This window comes from Trichocoleus sp. ST-U1 (assembly GCF_039961835.1).
Taxonomy (GTDB): Bacteria; Cyanobacteriota; Cyanobacteriia; order Cyanobacteriales; family FACHB-T130; genus FACHB-T130.
Genome location: NZ_JAMPJZ010000031.1, coordinates 1 through 19,595, shown reverse-complemented (window position 1 = coordinate 19,595; position 19,595 = coordinate 1). Strand labels below are relative to the sequence as shown.

The following is a 19,595-nucleotide window of genomic DNA, read 5'->3' as shown; positions in this document are numbered from 1 at the left end:
AAACGATAGAATAGGTGCGATAATTATACCCCCTAGCTTCTATAGTAGAAGCTTATCTTGGTAGATAAAAACCGCCGTTCAACCAATCACGTCAAGTTTATCCCTTAAATCAATGGTTCAGGAACGCATTTTACCCGTCTTTCACGCCGATCAAACCCAAATCACCAAAGAAGAAGGATTGATCCTTTACGAGGACATGGTCTTGGGGCGGTTTTTTGAAGATAAGTGCGCCGAGATGTACTACCGGGGCAAAATGTTTGGTTTTGTCCACCTATATAACGGTCAAGAGGCTGTGTCAACTGGCGTCATCAAGGCAATGCGCCAAGATGAGGATTATGTTTCCAGCACCTACCGCGACCACGTTCATGCTCTGAGTGCTGGGGTGCCTGCAAAAGAGGTAATGGCTGAGTTGTTTGGTAAGGCAACCGGCTGTAGTAAAGGGCGCGGCGGCTCGATGCATATGTTTTCCTCGGAGCATAAACTGCTGGGAGGTTATGCTTTTGTGGCTGAAGGGATTCCTGTTGCTACGGGTGCGGCTTTTGCCAGTAAGTACCGCCGCGAAGCCTTGGGAGATGCCGGTTCCGATCAAGTAACCGCCTGCTTTTTCGGCGACGGTGCAGCGAATAACGGTCAATTTTTTGAATGCTTGAATATGGCGGCGCTGTGGAAACTGCCAATTTTGTATGTTGTGGAAAACAACAAGTGGGCAATTGGTATGGCGCACGAACGGGCAACTTCTGTACCAGAAATTTTCAAGAAAGCTCATGCCTTTGGTATGGCAGGTGTTGAGGTTGATGGGATGGACGTGTTAGCAGTTCGTGCAGTCGCCCAGGAAGCGATCGCGCGTGCCCGTGCGGGTGAAGGGCCAACCTTGATTGAAGCCCTAACCTATCGCTTCCGAGGTCACTCTCTCGCTGACCCTGACGAACTTCGTTCTAAAAATGAGAAGGAATATTGGTTCGCCCGCGATCCAATCAAAAAGTTGGCTGCTCATCTTGTAGAACACAATCTGGTAGACCAAGAAGAACTCAAAGAAATTGACCGGAAAATCCAAGCCGTCATCGACGATGCGGTGAAGTTTGCCGAGGAAAGCCCAGAACCCGATCCTAGCGAACTGTACCGTTATATTTTTGCCGGTGATGATTAACAGTTAGCGTTAATAACGGTAGTCAAAAATAGAGTAGGCGATGCCTACTCTATTTTTTTAGATGCGTTTTAAAACTCTTTAAAATTGACACAATTTTATATCCGTTAAAGTTACAAGCACATTTACCGCATAAGTAGCGGGGAAATATCGATACAATTAACCCTGTGCCGTTCGTGCAAGGGTTCCATGTCTACAATCTCATCCGCTCCGTTTACCCCCGAAGAAATTGCCGCAGAAGGTATAAAACCAGAAGAATACGAAGACATTGTCCAACGGCTAGGGCGTCATCCGAATAAAGCTGAGTTAGGGATGTTCGGCGTCATGTGGTCGGAGCATTGCTGCTACAAGAACTCGCGACCGCTACTGAAGCAGTTTCCGACAGAAGGCGATCGCATTCTCGTCGGGCCAGGAGAAAATGCTGGTGTTGTAGACTTGGGCGACGGACTGCAACTCGCATTTAAAATCGAATCTCACAATCACCCCTCAGCAGTTGAACCGTTTCAAGGGGCTGCAACGGGAGTCGGCGGGATTCTCCGGGATATCTTTACAATGGGTGCGCGTCCCATCGCCTTGTTAAATTCCCTCCGCTTTGGTTCTCTGGAAGATGCCAAGACGCGGCGACTGTTCAATGGTGTGGTGTCGGGAATCTCCCATTATGGCAATTGTGTGGGAGTCCCCACTGTGGGCGGTGAAGTTTATTTCGATCCAGCTTATTCGGGCAATCCCCTGGTAAATGTCATGGCACTGGGATTGATGGAAACTACGGAAATTGTTACATCTGGAGCCGTAGGGATTGGAAATCCAGTGCTGTATGTGGGTTCTACGACTGGGCGAGATGGCATGGGCGGGGCGAGTTTTGCGAGTGCGGAACTCAGCGATGAGTCGATGGATGACCGTCCAGCGGTACAAGTGGGCGACCCTTTCCTAGAAAAATCCCTCATTGAAGCTTGCTTAGAAGCATTTAAAACGGGTGCTGTTGCTGCCGCGCAAGATATGGGTGCAGCAGGCATTACCTGTTCCACATCAGAAATGGCGGCTAAAGGTGGCGTTGGGATTGAACTGGATTTAGACAAAATTCCCGTGCGGGAAACAGGGATGGTGCCTTATGAATATTTACTATCCGAATCTCAGGAACGGATGCTGTTTGTTGCTTACAAGGGGCGCGAACAGGAGTTAATTGATATTTTCCACCGCTGGGGTCTACAAGCTGTCGTTGCAGGCACTGTGATTGAGCAGCCAATTGTGCGGATTTTGTTCCAAGGCGGCGTGGCGGCAGAAATCCCAGCAACGGCTTTGGCAGATAATACGCCCATTTATCACCGAGAATTGTTGACCGAAGCGCCAGAGTATGCGCGTGTAGCTTGGGAGTGGACAAGCGATCGCCTTCCGACTTGTACCAGCGCAGGCATTGAAATTCAAGGTCGTTCTCTCACCTGGAATGAGATTCTCTTGACTTTGTTAGATACTCCGACAATTGCCTCTAAGCGTTGGGTTTATCGTCAGTACGACCATCAGGTGCAAAACAATACTGTGATTGTTCCAGGTGGCGCAGATGCCGCAGTGGTGAGGGTACGACCCCTGGAACCCTCCCCCAATTACTCGATTAACCAGGGGGACAATAAGGGGGTTGCTGCCACTGTCGATTGCAATGCTCGTTACGTCTATCTTGACCCCTATGAAGGAGCCAAGGCAGTCGTCGCAGAAGCGGCTCGTAATCTTAGTTGTGTAGGAGCCGAACCTTTAGCAGTCACGGATAACCTAAATTTTGGGAGTCCAGAAAAGCCGATAGGTTATTGGCAACTGGCAAATGCTTGTCGGGGAATCGCGGAAGCTTGTCGGGAATTGGGAACGCCGGTGACTGGCGGCAACGTGTCTCTCTACAATGAAACCCTGGACGCTGACGGGAATCCCCAGCCAATTTATCCGACGCCCGTGGTGGGGATGGTGGGGTTAATTCCTGACATTACACGAGTTTGCAGCCAAGCTTGGCAAGCCGAGGGAGATTTAATTTATTTACTGGGAAAACGTTTGGATTCACCAGAGGGAGTCACGTTAGGTGCTTCCGAGTATTTGTCAGCCATTCATGACATTGTCGCTGGTAAACCGCCCACCGTAGATTTTGATTTGGAACGTCGGGTACAAGCTGCTTGCCGCGAGGGAATTCGTCAAGGTTGGATTCGCTCAGCTCACGATTGTGCTGAGGGAGGAGTTGCGATCGCTCTCTCGGAAGCTTGCATCGCTAGCAATTTGGGAGCCGAAATTCACTGGAAACTTCCTCCAGAACCCTCTGTACGCTTGGATTCTATCCTTTTTGGTGAAGGGGGAGCGCGAATTTTAGTTTCTGTCGTGCAAGAACATCAAGAAATTTGGGAATCCTATTTAAAGGAGCAACTGGAAAATTGCTGGGAACAAATGGGTCGCGTCGGAAAACCGGACAGCGAGTTACGGGTTTTTACCACTCAAAGCCAAACTTTGATTGACGTTAGCATTAAGAAAATGGGCGATGCTTATCACAATGCTATCCAACGCCGTTTAACCGTTTAGCCAACCTTCCCCAATTTACTTCCAGAAATCGCTGACCCAGACAGAGCTAAATTCCTGGTCTATGTCTTCGGCTAGCGACATTAACGCTTTGTTATGAGATTATTAAGAATTACTAAGCCTGGTTAGTTTTTCTCTGCCTCAACAAGTAGGAGCCAAGTTCTCAAATGATTCCCAACCATCCCTTTGCAAGTGATGAGTCTCCAGCTGAGTCTAACCACTTGAACGATCAGCGACCTGATAAGCCAGAGGAAGCCTGTGGCGTTTTTGGGGTTTATGCACCAGGTGAAGATGTCGCCAAACTGACCTATTTTGGTTTGTATGCGTTACAGCACCGGGGTCAGGAATCTGCTGGTATTGCCGCTTTTGACGGCAAGCAGGTTCATTTACACAAAGAGATGGGCTTGGTTTCCCAAGTCTTTAACGAATCCATTTTGAACCAGCTACCAGGGAACTTGGCAGTTGGTCATACCCGTTACTCCACGACGGGTTCCAGCCGCGTTGTTAATGCTCAGCCAGCAGTTGTAGAGACCCGGTTAGGAACCCTTGCGCTGACACACAATGGGAATTTAGTCAATACTGGGAAACTGCGGGAAGAGTTGCTGCGACGCGACTGTAACTTAGTCACGACGACGGATTCTGAGATGATTGCCTTTGCGATCGCAGAAGAAATTAACGCAGGCAAAGACTGGTTAGAAGGAGCGATCCGAGCCTTTCGGCAATGCGAAGGAGCCTTTAGTCTGGCAATCGGAACGCCAGACGGCTTGATGGGTGCCCGCGACTCCAACGGTATTCGTCCCTTAGTGATTGGCATTTTAAACACGAATCCTCAGCGCTATGTCCTCGCATCAGAAACTTGTGGCTTAGATATTATTGGGGCTGAGTACCTGCGGGATGTTGAACCGGGCGAGTTAGTTTGGATTACCGAAGAAGGTATGGCTTCCTTCTTCTGGGCAGAACAACCCAAGCGGAAACTATGCATCTTTGAAATGATTTACTTTGCTCGTCCGGATAGCGTCATGCATGACGAGAGTCTCTATAGCTACCGGCTGCGCTTAGGACGGCAACTCGCTCAGGAATCTCCAGCGGATACCGATATCATTATTGGCGTACCCGATTCCGGCATTCCCGCCGCGATTGGGTTTTCCCAAGCATCCGGCATTCCTTACGCCGAGGGATTGATTAAAAATCGCTATGTTGGTCGCACTTTCATCCAGCCGACTCAGGCAATGCGAGAGTGTGGCATCAAGATGAAACTCAATCCTCTTAAAGATGTGCTGAGTGGGAAACGAGTCGTTATTGTTGACGACTCTATCGTGCGAGGAACGACTAGCCGCAAACTTGTCAAAGCCCTCAGAGATGCTGGTGCCACCGAGGTTCATATGCGAATTTCCTCTCCACCCGTAACTCATCCCTGCTTTTATGGCATTGACACGGATAGCCAAGATCAGTTGATTGCGGCAACAAAGTCAGTCGAAGAAATTGCCGAACAAATAGGTGTAGACTCGCTAGCTTATCTCAGCCGCGAGGGAATGTTGAAAACTACCGGCGAAGATCCCAACAATTTTTGTTCTGCTTGTTTTACGGGTGACTATCCCATCTCAATTCCAGAGCAAGTTAAGCGTTCTAAGCTGATGTTGGAAAAAGCAGCTAGCTGTTAGCTTTTTGTCAGTGGTTAAATAAGTTTGAAAAACTTACACGGGAAAGAGGTCAAAACTTCATTCCCGTGTAAGTTTTTCACTTTATGTTTGCTTTGCGTATTTATGCCGGAGAGTGTCAAGAAGATGGGAGAACTGAATAAAACTCCGTCATTTTGAAGTTTGGGCGATTGTCCACCCAACATTGTCAATGTTGGGTGGTTTCGCTCCTGCTCTACCCATCCTACAAATTAATGAAGTCTCTCTAATTAATCCCCTGGCTTCACCGGCTGCATTGGCCCCAAGTAGTTTGTCAAATAGGGTGAAAAAACTTCATAAATCAGCGTCAGCGGACGCCCATGATGCCAAAATAGGTAGTGACGCCCCCAGAATGGGCCTGTTTGTCCAAAGGCAGATTCTAAAGCATCGGACTGACCGTAGTAAATTCCCTGGACATCCCGATATAACTCGGTACGCAGGCGAGCCAAACTTGCCCAAATTGGCAAGGAACGGTTTTGTAAATACTCATCTACATGACTGGCTTCCCACCAGGAAGTCGCGTAAGCCAGCCGCTGACCGGAGGTGGTACGCAGCCATACCTGTCGTCGCAACCTAGGTCCTGGTACAGCCTGGATTTGATTGGGTGCCGCATCAGCATCCATGCCAACAGGCGACATATCAATGACATCTACTTCTGTTGGTTCACCCGTCAAAAGTTGCAGGTGGCGCGTCGGGGAGCCATCTCCCAGTAAAAGCATCTGCCATGCTGGTGCTAGCTGTGTGTGAGGCAGTCCTTGCTGCACCACTTCTTCGCCTCCCTGCCAAAGCGGGCTGAGAGCATACCAATTTCTTGGTAGGCTAATGCTGTTTGTAGGTATAACAGTTGAAGTCAAAGCTCTTTACAAAACTTCATTTTCTTATATAAAATCATAAACAATTTCTTGCCGGAAACCTATTCCAGCAAAAAAAATTGAGTGGTGAGTTTAGTTCTTTTGCAATTTCAGTTCTCAGTGCATACTATGCGTTGATGCGCTTGCAGCACTGAGAACTGAAAAAGTAATGCGGATGGCGAGACTCGAACTCGCAAGGCAAAGCCACACGCCCCTCAAACGTGCGCGTATACCAATTCCGCCACATCCGCTTGCATATATACCAATTGTATCATCTTTGAGGCAATTTCGTTCTCTTTGGAAGAAACAAGACTTTCAATCAGTATCAATAACTGTTCTAATGCGAGGTGATGCGATCTATATATTGTACTGATGCTGAAGGCAACATCCTGAAATAATAATGATTGTTCCTTGCGCTACCCCATTTCTCTAAAAACTAGAAGATGCGTTTTTCAAAGATTTTAATTGCTAACCGAGGGGAAATTGCTCTCCGCATTCTCCGTACCTGCGAAGAAATGGGGATTGCGACTGTTGCAGTTCACTCGACGATCGATCGACACGCCCTTCATGTGCAATTGGCTGACGAAGCCGTTTGTATTGGTGAACCCCCCAGTATCAAAAGTTATCTGAATATTCCCAATATTATTGCGGCAGCTTTGACGCGCAATGCGATCGCTATTCATCCGGGCTATGGTTTTTTAGCAGAAAATGCCCGATTTGCGGAAATCTGTGCGGATCACCAGATTTCTTTCATTGGCCCAACGCCGGAAGCGATTCGGGCAATGGGCGACAAATCCACTGCGAAAGAAACGATGCAACGGGCGGGTGTGCCTACAGTGCCGGGAAGTGATGGGATATTAATGTCCGATCGGGAAGCATTAGCGATCGCGGATGAAATCGGCTATCCTGTCATGATCAAAGCCACCGCCGGAGGTGGAGGGCGAGGAATGCGTTTGGTGCGGGAAGAAAGCGAACTCGTCAAGCTCTTCCAAGCTGCACAGGGAGAAGCAGAAGCTGCATTTGGCAATCCAGGCGTCTATCTGGAAAAATTTATTGAACGTCCCCGTCACATCGAATTTCAAATCTTAGCCGATAGCTACGGCAACGTAATTCACCTGGGTGAACGCGATTGCTCTATCCAACGGCGTCATCAAAAGTTACTAGAAGAAGCCCCTAGTCCAGTTCTCAGTTCAGAACTGCGCCAAAAAATGGGCACTGCCGCTGTCATGGCTGCTAAGTCTATCAACTACACGGGTGCCGGGACTGTTGAGTTTCTGCTTGCACCCTCTGGGGAATTTTATTTTATGGAAATGAATACTCGGATTCAAGTCGAACACCCGGTGACAGAAATGATCACTGGGTTGGACTTGATTGCCGAGCAAATCCGCATTGCTCAAGGGGAGAAATTGTCGCTGACTCAAGATCGAATCGTTCTCCGAGGCCATGCCATTGAATGTCGAATCAATGCGGAAGACCCCGACCACAACTTCCGTCCTCATCCGGGGCGGATCAGCGGCTATCTGCCTCCTGGCGGCTTTGGTGTTCGGATGGATTCTCATGTCTACACGGACTACGAAATCCCTGCTTACTATGACTCCCTGATTGGTAAGTTAATTGTTTGGGGTAGCGATCGCCCTACTGCAATTAAGCGGATGAAACGGGCATTGCGGGAGTGTGCCATCACGGGTTTGCCCACAACCATTGGCTTCCATCAAAAAATTATGGAGACACCGGAGTTTTTACAAGGCGAGGTTTATACCAATTTTGTTGAGAAGTTAATGCAGTCCCAGCAGTAAGTAAGGAGTGGGTAATCGGTGATTTTTCCGTTACCCACTTTTACTAACCTCCGAAGCGCCTTAATGAGTATGAGCAAACATCGTCAGCAGTCCTTGCTGACCCAAGAGAATCTCTCGCACTAGGCTAAAGATCCCCACCCAAACGATCGGGGTAATGTCCACACCACCGATAGGGGGCACAATTTTCCGCAATGGCACTAAAAAAGGTTCTGTAGGCCAAGCAATCAAGTTAAAGGGAAGCCGATTTAGGTCTATCTGAGGATACCAGGTAAGGACGATCCGAAAGATAAACAGCAAAGTCATCAAGCCCACAAGCGGGCCAAGAATCCAGCTAGCAAGCGAAACAGCGTCCATTGGTTCTTAATCAAGAAATTTCCAGGCGTCAAAACTTTAGCCGTGTCGCGTATTTGTCATGCAACTGACGCGGCAAGGCATTATAGTTAAAGTTTTGTAACCAAATCTCTCATTATTCTAACGCAGCGTGGCACTCAATCCTATTCAGCCAGACTGGTACAGGGGTATAAGAGACGTAAAAACAAAATGAAGCGACAAATAGGCTTCTCAAGTTCATAACATATCGTTAAAATTGATCAAAAGAAATCGTTGTCAAAGCGAGCGAAAAAAAATGACGCCTTCATTAGCGAATTTTCTCTATAGTCTGCTCTGGGGTGCTGTAATTGTTGTCATCCCAGCCACGGTGGCGCTGATTTTTATCAGTCAGAAGGATAAAATCCAACGTTCCTAGATTTCGGAATAGCCGGAAACCTCAGTTTATCGAGAGAGTAATTATTAAATTAGTTGCTCCCTCTAAAAAAACTGAGGTTTTATATGTTAAAGGGAGAAGAGCTGATGCGATGCAGCAAGCCAGTTTCTGCCCGCTCGTTCTCCTGCTGACCCAGGATACTTAGAATTAAAATTCCCAACCTGCGTACCAATTTCTGCGGTTAACTCGTTAACATAGATTTGTCTTGGGAAAACAGCAATGGTAAACTTCGGGCTTAACTCAGCCAGTCTTCTGGGTATTTTTCTGGCAGTGGCAGGGGCAGCACTGTACTTTCTGCGTACCGTGCGTCCAGAGCTAGCGCGAGATCACGATATCTTTTTTGCAGCGGTCGGTCTCTTGTGCGGCTTCATTCTTTTATTTCAAGGATGGCGACTCGATCCGATTTTGCAATTCGGTCAATTTCTGTTGACCGGCTCTGCTATCTTTTTTGCATTTGAAAGTATTCGGATGCGTGGAGTAGCGACGGAGGTTGCAAAGCGAAATACGCAAATTGTCGATGACGATCGTCCCGTAAGCCGCGTGTATCGAGCCGAGTTGGATCAACTCGAAGCGATGGATGAGGAACCACCGAGACGCCGGATTCGGGGAACGCAAGAATCTCGCAATAGCCGAACGGTAGAGACTTACGACGATGAACCGCGTCGCCGTCCATCCAGTCGGAGTAACAGTAATCCTAGTAATAGTAATCCTGAAAGGCTGGGACAAGGAGACCGTCCTCGCAAGCGTCGTCCCCGTCCAACAGAAACTCGCCCAACCGAACAACCGGACGATTGGGAAGTCTCAGACACATGGGAGGAAAAACCGTCTCGCAGTAGCCGTCCCAGCTCGACTCGTCCACCCAGCCGAGATCCAGAGACTGCTGCCAAGCCACGAAGAAGTCGTCCACCTAGGGGAGAATCATCGGAGCGATCGCCTAATCGAGAGAGCCGGGAAGATGTAGAAGCAACCCCAACCGACTATGTGGACTACAAACCCATAGACTACCCGGAAGACGAAGGCGGCAACTCCAGCAATTTTGACCAAGAATGAGTCTGGTAAGGGCGGTGTCTTCGTGTCTGCCCCGCGTTTCATGAGACGCATCTGGTTCATTGGGTCGGGTTACTTTTGCAAGCAACAATGCAACTTTGACGTGAAAAGATTGACGTGCGGTCTGGGAATCCATACCTGGGTCAAATGGGGAATCTGGTTTAGCATGGCTGGGTTAGTCGTTGCCTGTACCCCAGTCAATCGCTCAACAGGACCAGTTGCCCTCAACAGTCGTTATACAGATGAGCAACCGGCTTTGAGCGGCAATGGTCGGTTGCTTGCCTTTGTTTCTAACCGCAATGGCAGCCGACAGATTTGGCTGTATGACTTGCAACAGCGACAGTTTGTAGATGTACCGCGCTTGAACCGGCAAGACGCGATCGCAGAAAATCCCAGTCTCAGTCAGAACGGTCGTTACATTGTCTACATTGCCAGCGACCAAGGACGCCCGGAAGTTGAACTTTACGATCGCAGCACCAAATCCTCACAAATTCTTACAATGGGCTATCGCGGTTGGGTGCGAAATCCTAGCATTAGTTCAGATGGTCGCTATATTGCCTTTGAAAGCAGCAGTCGCGGTCAGTGGGATGTAGAGGTGCTAGACCGGGGGTCTAATATTGAGTTAGATATCCCCGATGGCAGTCCATCTGCCTCTCCCTGAGCGTGAAACGTAACCTTTTTGTATCAGTATTTGTTACCTTAGCCAGTTTATTGAGTAGTTGTACTGGCTCAGGTCGTCTCGTGAGTTTTCCCTTTGATTCAGGGGGGCGAAGTTTAAATAGCCCCTCGTCTGACATCAATCCCCAAATCGCCAGTCGGTACATTGTGCTAATTTCTGACCGGCGCAGCAGTCAGGATGTTTACCTTTTCGACACGGTGGATCGGCGTTTGATTGATTTGCCTGGATTAAATTCCCTGGATGCGATCGCATCTAACCCTGCTGTTTCCGCTGATGGTCGTTACATCGTCTTTGCTGCAAGTCGTCAGGGTCGGTCGGGAATCTACCTCTATGACCGGGAAACTCGCCAGTTAAGGAATCTCGCGGAAAACGTGCAAGCAGAAGTGCGAAATCCAACGATTAGCGCTGATGGCAGTACGATTGCCTTTGAATCTAGTGAAAATGGTCAGTGGGATATTGTAGTTAGCGATCGCTCTGGACAAACGCTGAATCTTCCAGCACCTCCTTGAGGATAAAAGTGCTGAGTATTTGGGAAGGAATGGTTGGAAAAAGTAAATACCCGCTTATCTGAATACACAGCTTTGGCGAATCAGGGGATTTTTTTAGCCTATAAAGGCAGGCTTGATTCGTGTAGTCGCACTTCACAGCTACAGTCATCAGGTATTTAGGCGCAAGTGATATGAAATGGCTAATTAACTGGCGCTGGCTAACGATTTTATTCACAATGGGGATAACTGGTTGTCTTGATACCCAGCTCTTCAACCCGCCGCAAATATTGACTGGCGGTATCAACAGCCAGACCCCTGACGAATATCCCGCCTACAGCAGTGACGGTCGCTATCTCGTCTTTGCTTCTGACCGCAATAATAATCGAGACATTTTCCTTTACGACTTGCAGCAACGCCGTCTCGTCGATCTTCCCAATATCAATCGTCGCGACTCCAGACAGGATCAACCCGCTTTGAATGCTGATGGTCGATTTATTGCTTATGTTTCTAGCGAACGAGGCAAGACGGATATCTTTGTCTACGACCGTCAAACTCAACGCTCCGAATTGCTCACTAGCAGCATCCGAGGCTCGGTACGCCATCCCACTATTTCCGGTGATGGTCGCTACGTCGCGTTTGAAACTAGCCAGCTAGGGCAATGGCATATTGCAACTGTAGAAAGAGGAACTTCAGCGACAAGTTCTGGCTCTTTACAAGAGTAGAAGATAAATGAAATGAGCGAGATACCGCATTGTTACGGTATGCCCTTCTTCTATAGAAAGAGCTTTGCTAAAAGCGATTGCTACTAAATATGCTAGAACAGTCAAAAAAACTTAAAAAATTAACATAATGAGTACCAAAGTTCTGCGTATTGCCACTTCGGGCATCATCGCAGCCGCCGCTGCCATTGGTGCTAATGCAATCGACGCAATCGTTCCCTTTAACTGGCAACAGTCAAATATCGCTGTTGCCCAAGACGCTGAAGAACAAACAAATATTCAGGTTTATAGACGCGCTAGTCCAGGAGTGGTATCCATCCAGGCTGGTGACGGTAGCGGCAGCGGTAGCATCATTAGCCGAGACGGCCTGGTATTGACCAATGCTCACGTTGTGGCAAATGGTCGCCAAACTGTCACCGTTATTCTCTCAGATGGCAGAAGACTCCCAGCCGATATCATTGCTTTTGCTAACAACAGTCTAGATTTAGCTGTCCTTAAAATTCGCGGACAGAACAATTTGCCCACTGTTGCGATCGCTCCTCCAAACTCTGTACAAGTCGGTCAGCGGGCATTTGCGATTGGGAATCCTTTTGGTCGATTTCAAGGAACCTTCACCGTTGGTATTGTTAGCCGGATTGACCAACAGCGCGGTTTAATCCAAACCGATGCAGCCATCAACCCAGGCAATTCCGGTGGTCCTCTTCTCAATAGCCAAGGAGAATTGATTGGCGTCAATACTGCTATTTTTACCAGCGGTCAGACTGCGGGAAACATTGGCATTGGATTTGCGATTTCTGTAGACCGGGTACAGCCGTTCTTGACCGCTGTGCGCCAAGGACGCGCCCCTACCACTGCTCAACGGCAACAACCCGCTTCTGGAAGACAACCGCCTCAGCCCATTGTTTTGAATGGTGCGGTGATTAACGCCACTCTTAGCAGTGGTGATAATGTTCTCCGAGCGGATAATAGCTATTTTGACCTTTACACCTTTCAGGGGAGAGCCGGTCAGCAAGTCAGAATTGATATGGCGAGTCAGCAGATTGATTCCTACTTAATTCTGCTTGGCCCCAATGGCAATGAAGTTGCACAAGACGATGATAGGGGCGGTAGGGGAAACGCTAGCCTTGTGGCGACACTGCCTGCAAGTGGCACTTATCTAATCATTGCCAATTCCTCTGAGGGAAGACAAGTAGGTGCTTACCGTCTTCGAGCAATGGCGGCTGCCGGAGGCGATCGCTATCAAACTTCCCAAAGTCGTTTGCTGATGCGGCAAGCGGGTATTCTGGGTCGGGGTGCCAAGGTGCTTTCTGATGGCAGTTTGTTTCAGGAATATTCCTTTCAAGGTCGTGCCGGACAGCCTCTGACGATCGCACTTGCCAGTCCTGATTTTGATACCTATCTGATTTTGGTCGATCAAAATGGCCGGAAGATTGCTGAGAATGATAACATCAGCCGCAGCAATCCCAATTCTCAGATGAGTGTGACTTTACCCCGAACAGGCGTTTATCGAGCGATCGCCACCGCCTCAAATCCGCGCGGTCGAGGTCGCTATCTCTTGACAATTCGTTAAGCACGAATCTGCACCGGCATCACTAAGTAAGTCATTTTGAGACCTCCTAGCGGTGTCAAAATCACCGGGCTATTCCCTGTATTCATTTGCATTTGAATCTCGGAGGATTGCAGCGCCTTCAGTCCATCTCTGAGATAAGTGATGTTGAAGGCAATCTCTAGATCCTTTCCCGATATCTGTGCAGGTAGAGATTCGCGTCCGCTACCGACATCCTGTGCTTCCACTGATAAGGCAATCTGCTGGTTGGTGCTGTCTATCGTGAATTTGACAATATTATTTTTTTGGTCAGCTAGCACGGCAATTCGTTCTAATGCATTGAGTAGCTGACGCCGATCGATTGTCACCTGCCGCTCAAATTGTTGCGGAATCAACTGACGATAAGCGGGATATTGCCCTTCTAGGGTGCGGCTAGTCAAACGTTGATCGGCTAACTCAAATACGACCTGCCCTTGGTCAAGATGGAGAGCGATCGCTTCCGCCGACTGGCGCATCCCTAAGATTCGTTCTAGTTCTCGCAGTGCCCGCGCTGGAATTGTGACTTCTAACGGAGCCGTCTGACTAATCGGTTCCGAGGATTCTTCATCCGTTTGACTTTGGTTAGTCGTTTCGACAACTGATAAACGATGACCATCGGTCGCAGCAAATTCTAAATATTCTGGCTTGACTGTTAAATGGATGCCCGTGAGAACCTGCTTCGTTTCGTCCGGACTGGTGGCAAATAAAGAACCCCGCAAGCCATCAATTAATGCCGCAGCAGGTAATTGGGCAGCTTCGCCATTTTCAATCACTGGCAGTTCTGGAAATTCTTCTGCTCCCATGCCCCGGACTTTATAACGCCCAGAGGCAGAAGTCAGCGTGGCAATAATCCCTTCGCTCGTAGCTTCCTCCCCTTTATCCTCTAAAGTAATTTCTCCCTCTGCTAGACGGGAAACAATATCGTTTAACAGCTTAGCGGGTAACGTGAGAAAACCTTCCTCTTCCACTTGTGCTGGAAAGCTGGTCTGAATGCCAAGGCTGAGATCGAATGCCGTCAAACTGACGAGCTGAGTTTTTTTGTTAGCTTCCAGCTTGACATTTGCGAGGACAGGATGTGTCGGGCGCGATGGCACTGCTCGGCTGACGAGAGAAAGGTTGGTACTGAGATCGTTTTGGGTGCAAACCAGTTTCATAGATGTTCAACCTTGGAGTTGTTCAGCCAACCGACGCTCATAGCGCGGTACTTTTGGCACAGAAGGAGATCGTAGCACCCTTGTCCTCAGCAATCCAGATTAGCCTGCTTACCTGCTTCAGGCAAAACTGCTGGAGCTGTGGAAAATGTGGAAAATGTTGTCAAATGAATTTCCTGTGTATGTTTTAGCAGCTCTAATGAATTGTGGAAACCTTGTGGAAAAAAGAGTCACTTTTCCACAAGGTATTTATACTTGTCATTGTTTTCCACTGATGGCACAAAATTTTTCACGGCTTTACCACAAGCTTTTCCACAGAAAACCAGGAGTTTTCCACAACCCTTCTAAAGGTGAATCATTCTTTATAAGTACTTTCCGAAAACTTAAATTAACGGCTACTGGCTAGCTGTGAGAGGAGTATCAGGATTTATTTTGGCTTCTGCTAGCAAAATTGATGCGATCGCTAAGTTGGCGTAGCGTTCTAGCTACATCAGGATCGCTATCCTTTAATTGAGTAATTTTCTCGCAGCTATACATTACTGTGGTGTGATCTTTACCTCCAAATTCCTCACCAATCCTGGGTAAACTCAAATCTGTGTGCTGACGCATTAAATACATACCAATTTGTCGCGCCCAGCTAATTTCTCGACGGCGAGAATTACTTTTTAAATCTTCAATGCGAAGCTCAAAAGTTTCTGCGATCGCTATCATTACCGCTTCTGGAGAAACCGCTACTTTTTCCGCAGGTGGATTCAAAACTGGAGCAATATTTTCGACAGTCATCGACAAACCGGAAATTGAAATATAAGCCACAGCCCGAATTAAAGCGCCCTCCAATTCCCGAATATTTGAAGTATAGTTAGTCGCTATATATTCAATAACATCTCGCGGTAATCGCATATTTTCATATTCTGCCTTTTTTTGTAAAATTGCCATCCGTGTTTCTAAGTCTGGGCGCTGAATATCGGCAATTAATCCCATAGAAAAGCGGGAGCAAAGACGTTCTTGCAGGCGAGGAATCTGATTAGGAGGGCGGTCAGAAGCGATTACTACTTGCTTTCCAGCTTCATGTAAAGTATTAAAAGTATGAAAGAATTCTTCTTGAGTATATTCCTTTCCTTCTAAAAATTGAATATCATCCACCAACAGTACATCGGCAGCTCGATAATGTTCTCGAAACCGTTGCATACTATCTTTACGAATTGCTGCAATCAAGTCGTTTGTAAACTGCTCAGTAGAAACATAAAATATTTTTGAATCTGGGTGAATTTCCAAACGGTAATGCCCAATTGCTTGCATTAAGTGAGTTTTTCCTAGCCCAACACCCCCACACAAAAATAATGGATTAAACTCACGTCCTGGAGATTCTGCCACAGCTAAAGAAGCTGCATGAGCCATCCGATTATTAGAGCCGACAACAAAGCGTGAAAAAACGTATTTAGGATTTAATTCGGTCGGTCTGGGTCGCTGGTTAGGAGAAATTTCGGGGACACTGGTTTCTATAGGCAGCGACCAGGAAATTTCGGCATCATCAGCGCTAGAGATTTCATTTCCTTTGGCAACCGTGATGTGAATTTCCACCGGCTGTCCCAGAATATCTTGTACGACATCAGCAATTGTTTTGATGTAATATTTCTGCAACCAATTCCGGGCAAACGGGTTAGGCGTGCAAATCACCAAGCAGTTATTTTCCAGCTCTTGAGCGCTGGCAGTTTTGATCCACGTTTCAAAGGTAGGACGGCTCAGTTGTAGCTGTAGACGCTCTAGCACTTGGCTCCAGAGCTGTTCAAGAGAAATATCCACGCCTCACCTCTACGGCTTTGTGCAGAATAGTATTATCCATTCTTGTGAAGAGCGATCGCTCTTTTAAACCAGTCTCAACTATGGCTGAAATCCTGCCAATTACTCAACTGGGAAATCCCATCCTGCGCCAACAAGCTCAAATTATTGAAAATGTCCACTCTGGACAGATCCAAAAGCTGATTGACGACCTAATTACAACCGTTGTTCAAGCAAGCGGTGTTGGCATTGCAGCACCCCAGGTAGCTCAATCTTATCGCTTGTTCATCGTCGCATCTCGTCCGAATCCTCGGTATCCCACCGCTCCTGAGATGGAACCAACCGCCATAATAAATCCTCGCATCATTGCTCACTCTGATGAGGTGGTGAAAGGCTGGGAAGGGTGCCTCAGCATTCCAGGAATTCGAGGGTTGGTTCCCAGATATCAGGCGATTGATGTGGAATACACCAGTCGGGATGGTAAATTGCATCGTCAACAGTTCACAGATTTTGTCGCCCGAATTTTTCAACACGAATCCGATCACCTGGATGGCATCGTGTTTGTAGATCGTTTACAAAGCACGCAAGAGATGATGACTGAACAGGAATATCAGCAACAAATTGTTCAACAGCAGCACTGATATCCTAGATTGTTGACGATTGTTTGGTTTGACTGATTAGAAGCGTGAGCGATCGCTTCCACCCTGCCTACATACGCTCTAGCACGGAAATGCCAAGTAGGGATAATCCTAACTTCAAAGTTCGCGCTGTTAGATTGCACAAAACCAAACGAGATGTCCGCACTGGTTCCTCCGCTTTAAGCACCTGACACTGGTCATAGAACTGATTAAACTTTTGGCTCAGTTCAAATAAATATTGACAAAGGCGATTGGGCAGTAAATCTTGCTCAACGTCACTGAGAACTTCGCTCAGTTGTAGTAAATGCTTCGCTAACACTAATTCTGTTTCTTCCTGCAACAGAATTTTGGCATTCATTCCCAACTGCTCAAAGTCAATATCGCCTTTGCGGCTAATTCCCTGTACTCGTACATAGGCATAAAGCAGGTAAGGTGCGGTATTGCCTTGGAGAGACAACATCTTGTCATAGCTAAAGACGTAGTTGCTAGTGCGGTTTTGGCTGAGGTCGGCGTACTTAACCGCACTCATGCCAATCACTTTAGCAACATGGGCGATAAACTCTTGTGTTTCCTCGCGTCCTTCTTCTTTCAGTCTGGTTTCTAAATCAGCACGGCCATGCGCGATCGCTTCATCCAGCAAATCCCGCAACCGTACCGCTTCTCCAAAACGAGTTTTTATTTTCTTTCCATCTTCCCCCAGCACCAACCCAAAGGGGACGTGTACCAACTCTAAATTTTCTGGAATCCAGCCAGCCCGTTGCGCTACCTGAAACACCTGAGTAAAGTGATTGGCTTGTCCAGCATCTGTAACGTAGATTATCCGCTCGGCTCGATCTTGTTCAATTCGGTAGCGTAAGGCTGCCAAATCAGTAGTGGCGTAGTTATAACCTCCATCAGACTTTTGGACAATCATGGGCAAAGGTTCACCTTCTTTGTTGGTAAACCCTTCCAGAAATACGCATTTAGCCCCATTGTTTTCCACTAGCAAGCCCATCTGGGCGAGGTCTTCCACCACTCCTGCTAGCAAAGGGTTATAGAAAGATTCACCTCGTTCTGTCAGATAGACATCAAGTCGCTCGTAGATAATCTGAAACTCGCGCCGAGACTGTTCGCACAACAGCTGCCATGCCCGCCGAGACTCTTCGTCACCCGCTTGCAATTTGACAACTTCTTGTCGGGCCGTTTCTTGAAACTTCTCATTCTCATCAAATCGCTGTTTTGCTTTGCGGTAGAAAGCCACTAAGTCGCCCAAATCTATAGCATTAGCAGTCGTCAAAGCCTCTGGACAAACTTCTCTTAAGTAGGCGATTAGCATTCCAAACTGGGTTCCCCAGTCGCCTACATGATTCAGTCGCAAAACATCGTGATTTTGAAATTCCAAAGTTCGAGCAATGCAATCTCCAATGATCGTTGAACGCAAGTGCCCAACGTGCATCTCTTTAGCAATATTAGGGCTAGAAAAATCCACCACTACCCGCTGGGGATGTTTTGCCTTGCTGATACCCAATCGGGAGTCTGCCTGAATAGCACTTAGCTGCGCTTCCAAATATTCTGGTTTCAGGGTGAAATTGATAAAACCAGGACCCGCAATTTCTGGCGGACGACAGAAATCGATGACATCTATATACTCAACGATTTTTTGGGCGATCGCTCGTGGCGGCTGACTCAACTTTTTAGTTAAAGACATTGCCACATTAGACTGATAATCGCCAAACTTGGCATTGCTAGCAGGCACTAACATTGGGTCTACCCCAGCATAGTCACTGCCGAAAGCGGCAACTAAAGCCTGCTCAAATCTATTTTTAAGTTGTTCAAGGGTAGAGTTCATTGGGTTTTGCCGAAACCTCAGGCAGCGTACTTCTCTCCTCCATCGTACTAACGTCTATGTTCATACTCAAATCGAGCCATGTTGAGCGAGTAATCGGGGCACTACTGGAAATGTAGTCTACGCCAGTTTCAGCCACAGCACGAATAGTTTCTAGAGTAATGTTGCCCGATGCTTCAATCTTGATCCGGTCATTGCTATGGCGGATTATCTGCACTGCCTGCCGCATCATCTCCAGCGGCATATTGTCCAGCATGATGATATCAGCGCCGTGCTGTAAGGCTTCTTTCACTTGATCTAGGGTTTCGGTTTCTACTTCTATAGTCAATGGATAGGGCATTTGGGAGCGAATACAAGGGATCGCCTTGCCAATCCCTCCAGCCACAGCAATGTGATTATCCTTGATCATCACAGCATCATCTAACCCCATTCGGTGGTTCATCGCTCCCCCCACCTGTGTCGCGTACTTTTCTAAAATTCTCAGCCCCGGAGTCGTTTTGCGAGTATCCACCAATTGAGCTGGCAAATCCGCAATTTGCTCAACATACTTACGGGTGAGTGTAGCAATCCCACTCAAACGCATAGCTAGGTTTAAAGCAACTCGTTCTCCGAGCAGCAGCGCCTCTAGCGAGCCATCAACGCGAGCAACCAACTGTCCTCGCTGGCACTGTTCCCCCTCAGCGACAACAGCAACAAAACTGACTCTATCGTTCAACAGTTGGAATATCCGACTAGCTATCGGCAATCCGGTAATGACTCCTGCCTCCTTAGCAGTCCACTCAGCTTGCCCCACACGTACCTTGTTGCCTAACAAACCTTGACTCGAGCGATCGCCGCGACCGACATCTTCCAACAACCAGCTGCGTAACATCGGGTCTAATACGATCGAGGGAGGTAGAACAGCCCTGGG

General features: G+C 47.8%; 17 protein-coding genes and 1 tRNA gene. 11 read left to right on the top strand and 7 right to left on the bottom strand.

Going from position 1 to position 19,595, the window contains the following annotated elements; translation table 11 throughout:
* Positions 1–112 precede the first annotated feature (112 nt).
* The 3 genes from pdhA (at position 113) to purF (ending at position 5,349) form a co-directional block, all read left to right on the top strand.
* Positions 113–1,147: a pyruvate dehydrogenase (acetyl-transferring) E1 component subunit alpha gene (pdhA, locus tag NDA06_RS13255; protein ID WP_190410195.1), complete on the top strand. Its 1,035-nt coding sequence runs from the start codon at positions 113–115 to the stop codon at positions 1,145–1,147.
* Positions 1,148–1,333: 186 nt separating this feature from the next.
* Positions 1,334–3,691: a phosphoribosylformylglycinamidine synthase subunit PurL gene (gene purL / locus NDA06_RS13250; RefSeq protein WP_190986289.1), complete on the top strand. Its 2,358-nt coding sequence runs from the start codon at positions 1,334–1,336 to the stop codon at positions 3,689–3,691.
* Positions 3,692–3,855: 164 nt separating this feature from the next.
* Complete coding sequence (purF, locus tag NDA06_RS13245; RefSeq protein WP_190410193.1) at positions 3,856–5,349, top strand: amidophosphoribosyltransferase; 1,494 nt, start codon at positions 3,856–3,858, stop codon at positions 5,347–5,349.
* Between the two features lie 245 nt (positions 5,350–5,594).
* Here purF and NDA06_RS13240 read toward each other — a convergent pair whose 3' ends face one another.
* Together NDA06_RS13240 and NDA06_RS13235 are read right to left on the bottom strand one after the other, a co-directional pair.
* Positions 5,595–6,218 (bottom strand): chorismate lyase, encoded by a 624-nt coding sequence (locus NDA06_RS13240; RefSeq protein ID WP_190536009.1) that lies wholly within the window; start codon positions 6,216–6,218, stop codon positions 5,595–5,597.
* 167 nt (positions 6,219–6,385) lie between these two features.
* Positions 6,386–6,466 (bottom strand) — tRNA-Leu (locus NDA06_RS13235).
* Between the two features lie 192 nt (positions 6,467–6,658).
* Between NDA06_RS13235 and accC the strand changes: the two genes are divergently transcribed.
* Positions 6,659–8,011, top strand: coding sequence for an acetyl-CoA carboxylase biotin carboxylase subunit (gene accC, locus NDA06_RS13230; protein ID WP_190672824.1), 1,353 nt, complete (start codon positions 6,659–6,661; stop codon positions 8,009–8,011).
* Between the two features lie 60 nt (positions 8,012–8,071).
* Here the strand turns inward: accC and NDA06_RS13225 are convergent, their stop codons facing one another.
* On the bottom strand, positions 8,072–8,365 hold the full coding sequence (locus NDA06_RS13225; protein ID WP_190410190.1) for a YggT family protein: 294 nt from the start codon (positions 8,363–8,365) through the stop codon (positions 8,072–8,074).
* 271 nt (positions 8,366–8,636) lie between these two features.
* Between NDA06_RS13225 and NDA06_RS13220 the strand changes: the two genes are divergently transcribed.
* The 6 genes from NDA06_RS13220 to NDA06_RS13195 all read left to right on the top strand — a co-directional run bounded on the left by NDA06_RS13220 (position 8,637) and on the right by NDA06_RS13195 (position 13,277).
* Positions 8,637–8,756 carry a photosystem II reaction center X protein gene (locus NDA06_RS13220; protein WP_190410189.1) on the top strand — a complete coding sequence of 40 codons (120 nt, stop codon included), beginning with the start codon at positions 8,637–8,639 and terminating at the stop codon, positions 8,754–8,756.
* Between the two features lie 237 nt (positions 8,757–8,993).
* Complete coding sequence (locus tag NDA06_RS13215; protein WP_190986290.1) at positions 8,994–9,824, top strand: Ycf66 family protein; 831 nt, start codon at positions 8,994–8,996, stop codon at positions 9,822–9,824.
* A gap of 163 nt (positions 9,825–9,987) precedes the next feature.
* Positions 9,988–10,482 carry a PD40 domain-containing protein gene (locus tag NDA06_RS13210; protein ID WP_199324142.1) on the top strand — a complete coding sequence of 165 codons (495 nt, stop codon included), beginning with the start codon at positions 9,988–9,990 and terminating at the stop codon, positions 10,480–10,482.
* A 2-nt stretch (positions 10,483–10,484) separates the two neighbouring features.
* Positions 10,485–11,009 carry a PD40 domain-containing protein gene (locus tag NDA06_RS13205; protein ID WP_190986291.1) on the top strand — a complete coding sequence of 175 codons (525 nt, stop codon included), beginning with the start codon at positions 10,485–10,487 and terminating at the stop codon, positions 11,007–11,009.
* 215 nt (positions 11,010–11,224) lie between these two features.
* Positions 11,225–11,710: a PD40 domain-containing protein gene (locus NDA06_RS13200; RefSeq protein WP_190986298.1), complete on the top strand. Its 486-nt coding sequence runs from the start codon at positions 11,225–11,227 to the stop codon at positions 11,708–11,710.
* Positions 11,711–11,837: 127 nt separating this feature from the next.
* Positions 11,838–13,277 carry a trypsin-like peptidase domain-containing protein gene (locus tag NDA06_RS13195; protein WP_190986292.1) on the top strand — a complete coding sequence of 480 codons (1,440 nt, stop codon included), beginning with the start codon at positions 11,838–11,840 and terminating at the stop codon, positions 13,275–13,277.
* On the opposite strand, the gene dnaN is transcribed toward NDA06_RS13195, so the two are convergent.
* Both dnaN and dnaA read right to left on the bottom strand, forming a co-directional pair.
* Positions 13,274–14,446, bottom strand: a complete 1,173-nt coding sequence (dnaN, locus tag NDA06_RS13190; protein WP_190986293.1) for a DNA polymerase III subunit beta — start codon at positions 14,444–14,446, stop codon at positions 13,274–13,276. The two genes, NDA06_RS13195 and dnaN, sit on opposite strands and share 4 nt — an antisense overlap.
* 417 nt (positions 14,447–14,863) lie before the next feature.
* Positions 14,864–16,246, bottom strand: a complete 1,383-nt coding sequence (gene dnaA, locus NDA06_RS13185) for a chromosomal replication initiator protein DnaA (RefSeq protein WP_190688557.1) — start codon at positions 16,244–16,246, stop codon at positions 14,864–14,866.
* A gap of 80 nt (positions 16,247–16,326) precedes the next feature.
* Here dnaA and def point away from each other — a divergent pair, with 80 nt between their 5' ends.
* A complete protein-coding gene (gene def / locus NDA06_RS13180) occupies positions 16,327–16,863 on the top strand; it encodes a peptide deformylase (RefSeq protein ID WP_190986294.1) in 537 nt (178 codons plus the stop codon).
* A gap of 67 nt (positions 16,864–16,930) precedes the next feature.
* Here the strand turns inward: def and argS are convergent, their stop codons facing one another.
* A complete protein-coding gene (argS, locus tag NDA06_RS13175; RefSeq protein ID WP_190986295.1) occupies positions 16,931–18,688 on the bottom strand; it encodes an arginine--tRNA ligase in 1,758 nt (585 codons plus the stop codon).
* Positions 18,672–19,595: carboxylating nicotinate-nucleotide diphosphorylase (gene nadC, locus NDA06_RS13170; RefSeq protein ID WP_348251745.1), on the bottom strand; the 924-nt coding region annotated here is incomplete at its 5' end. The genes nadC and argS, both read right to left, overlap by 17 nt.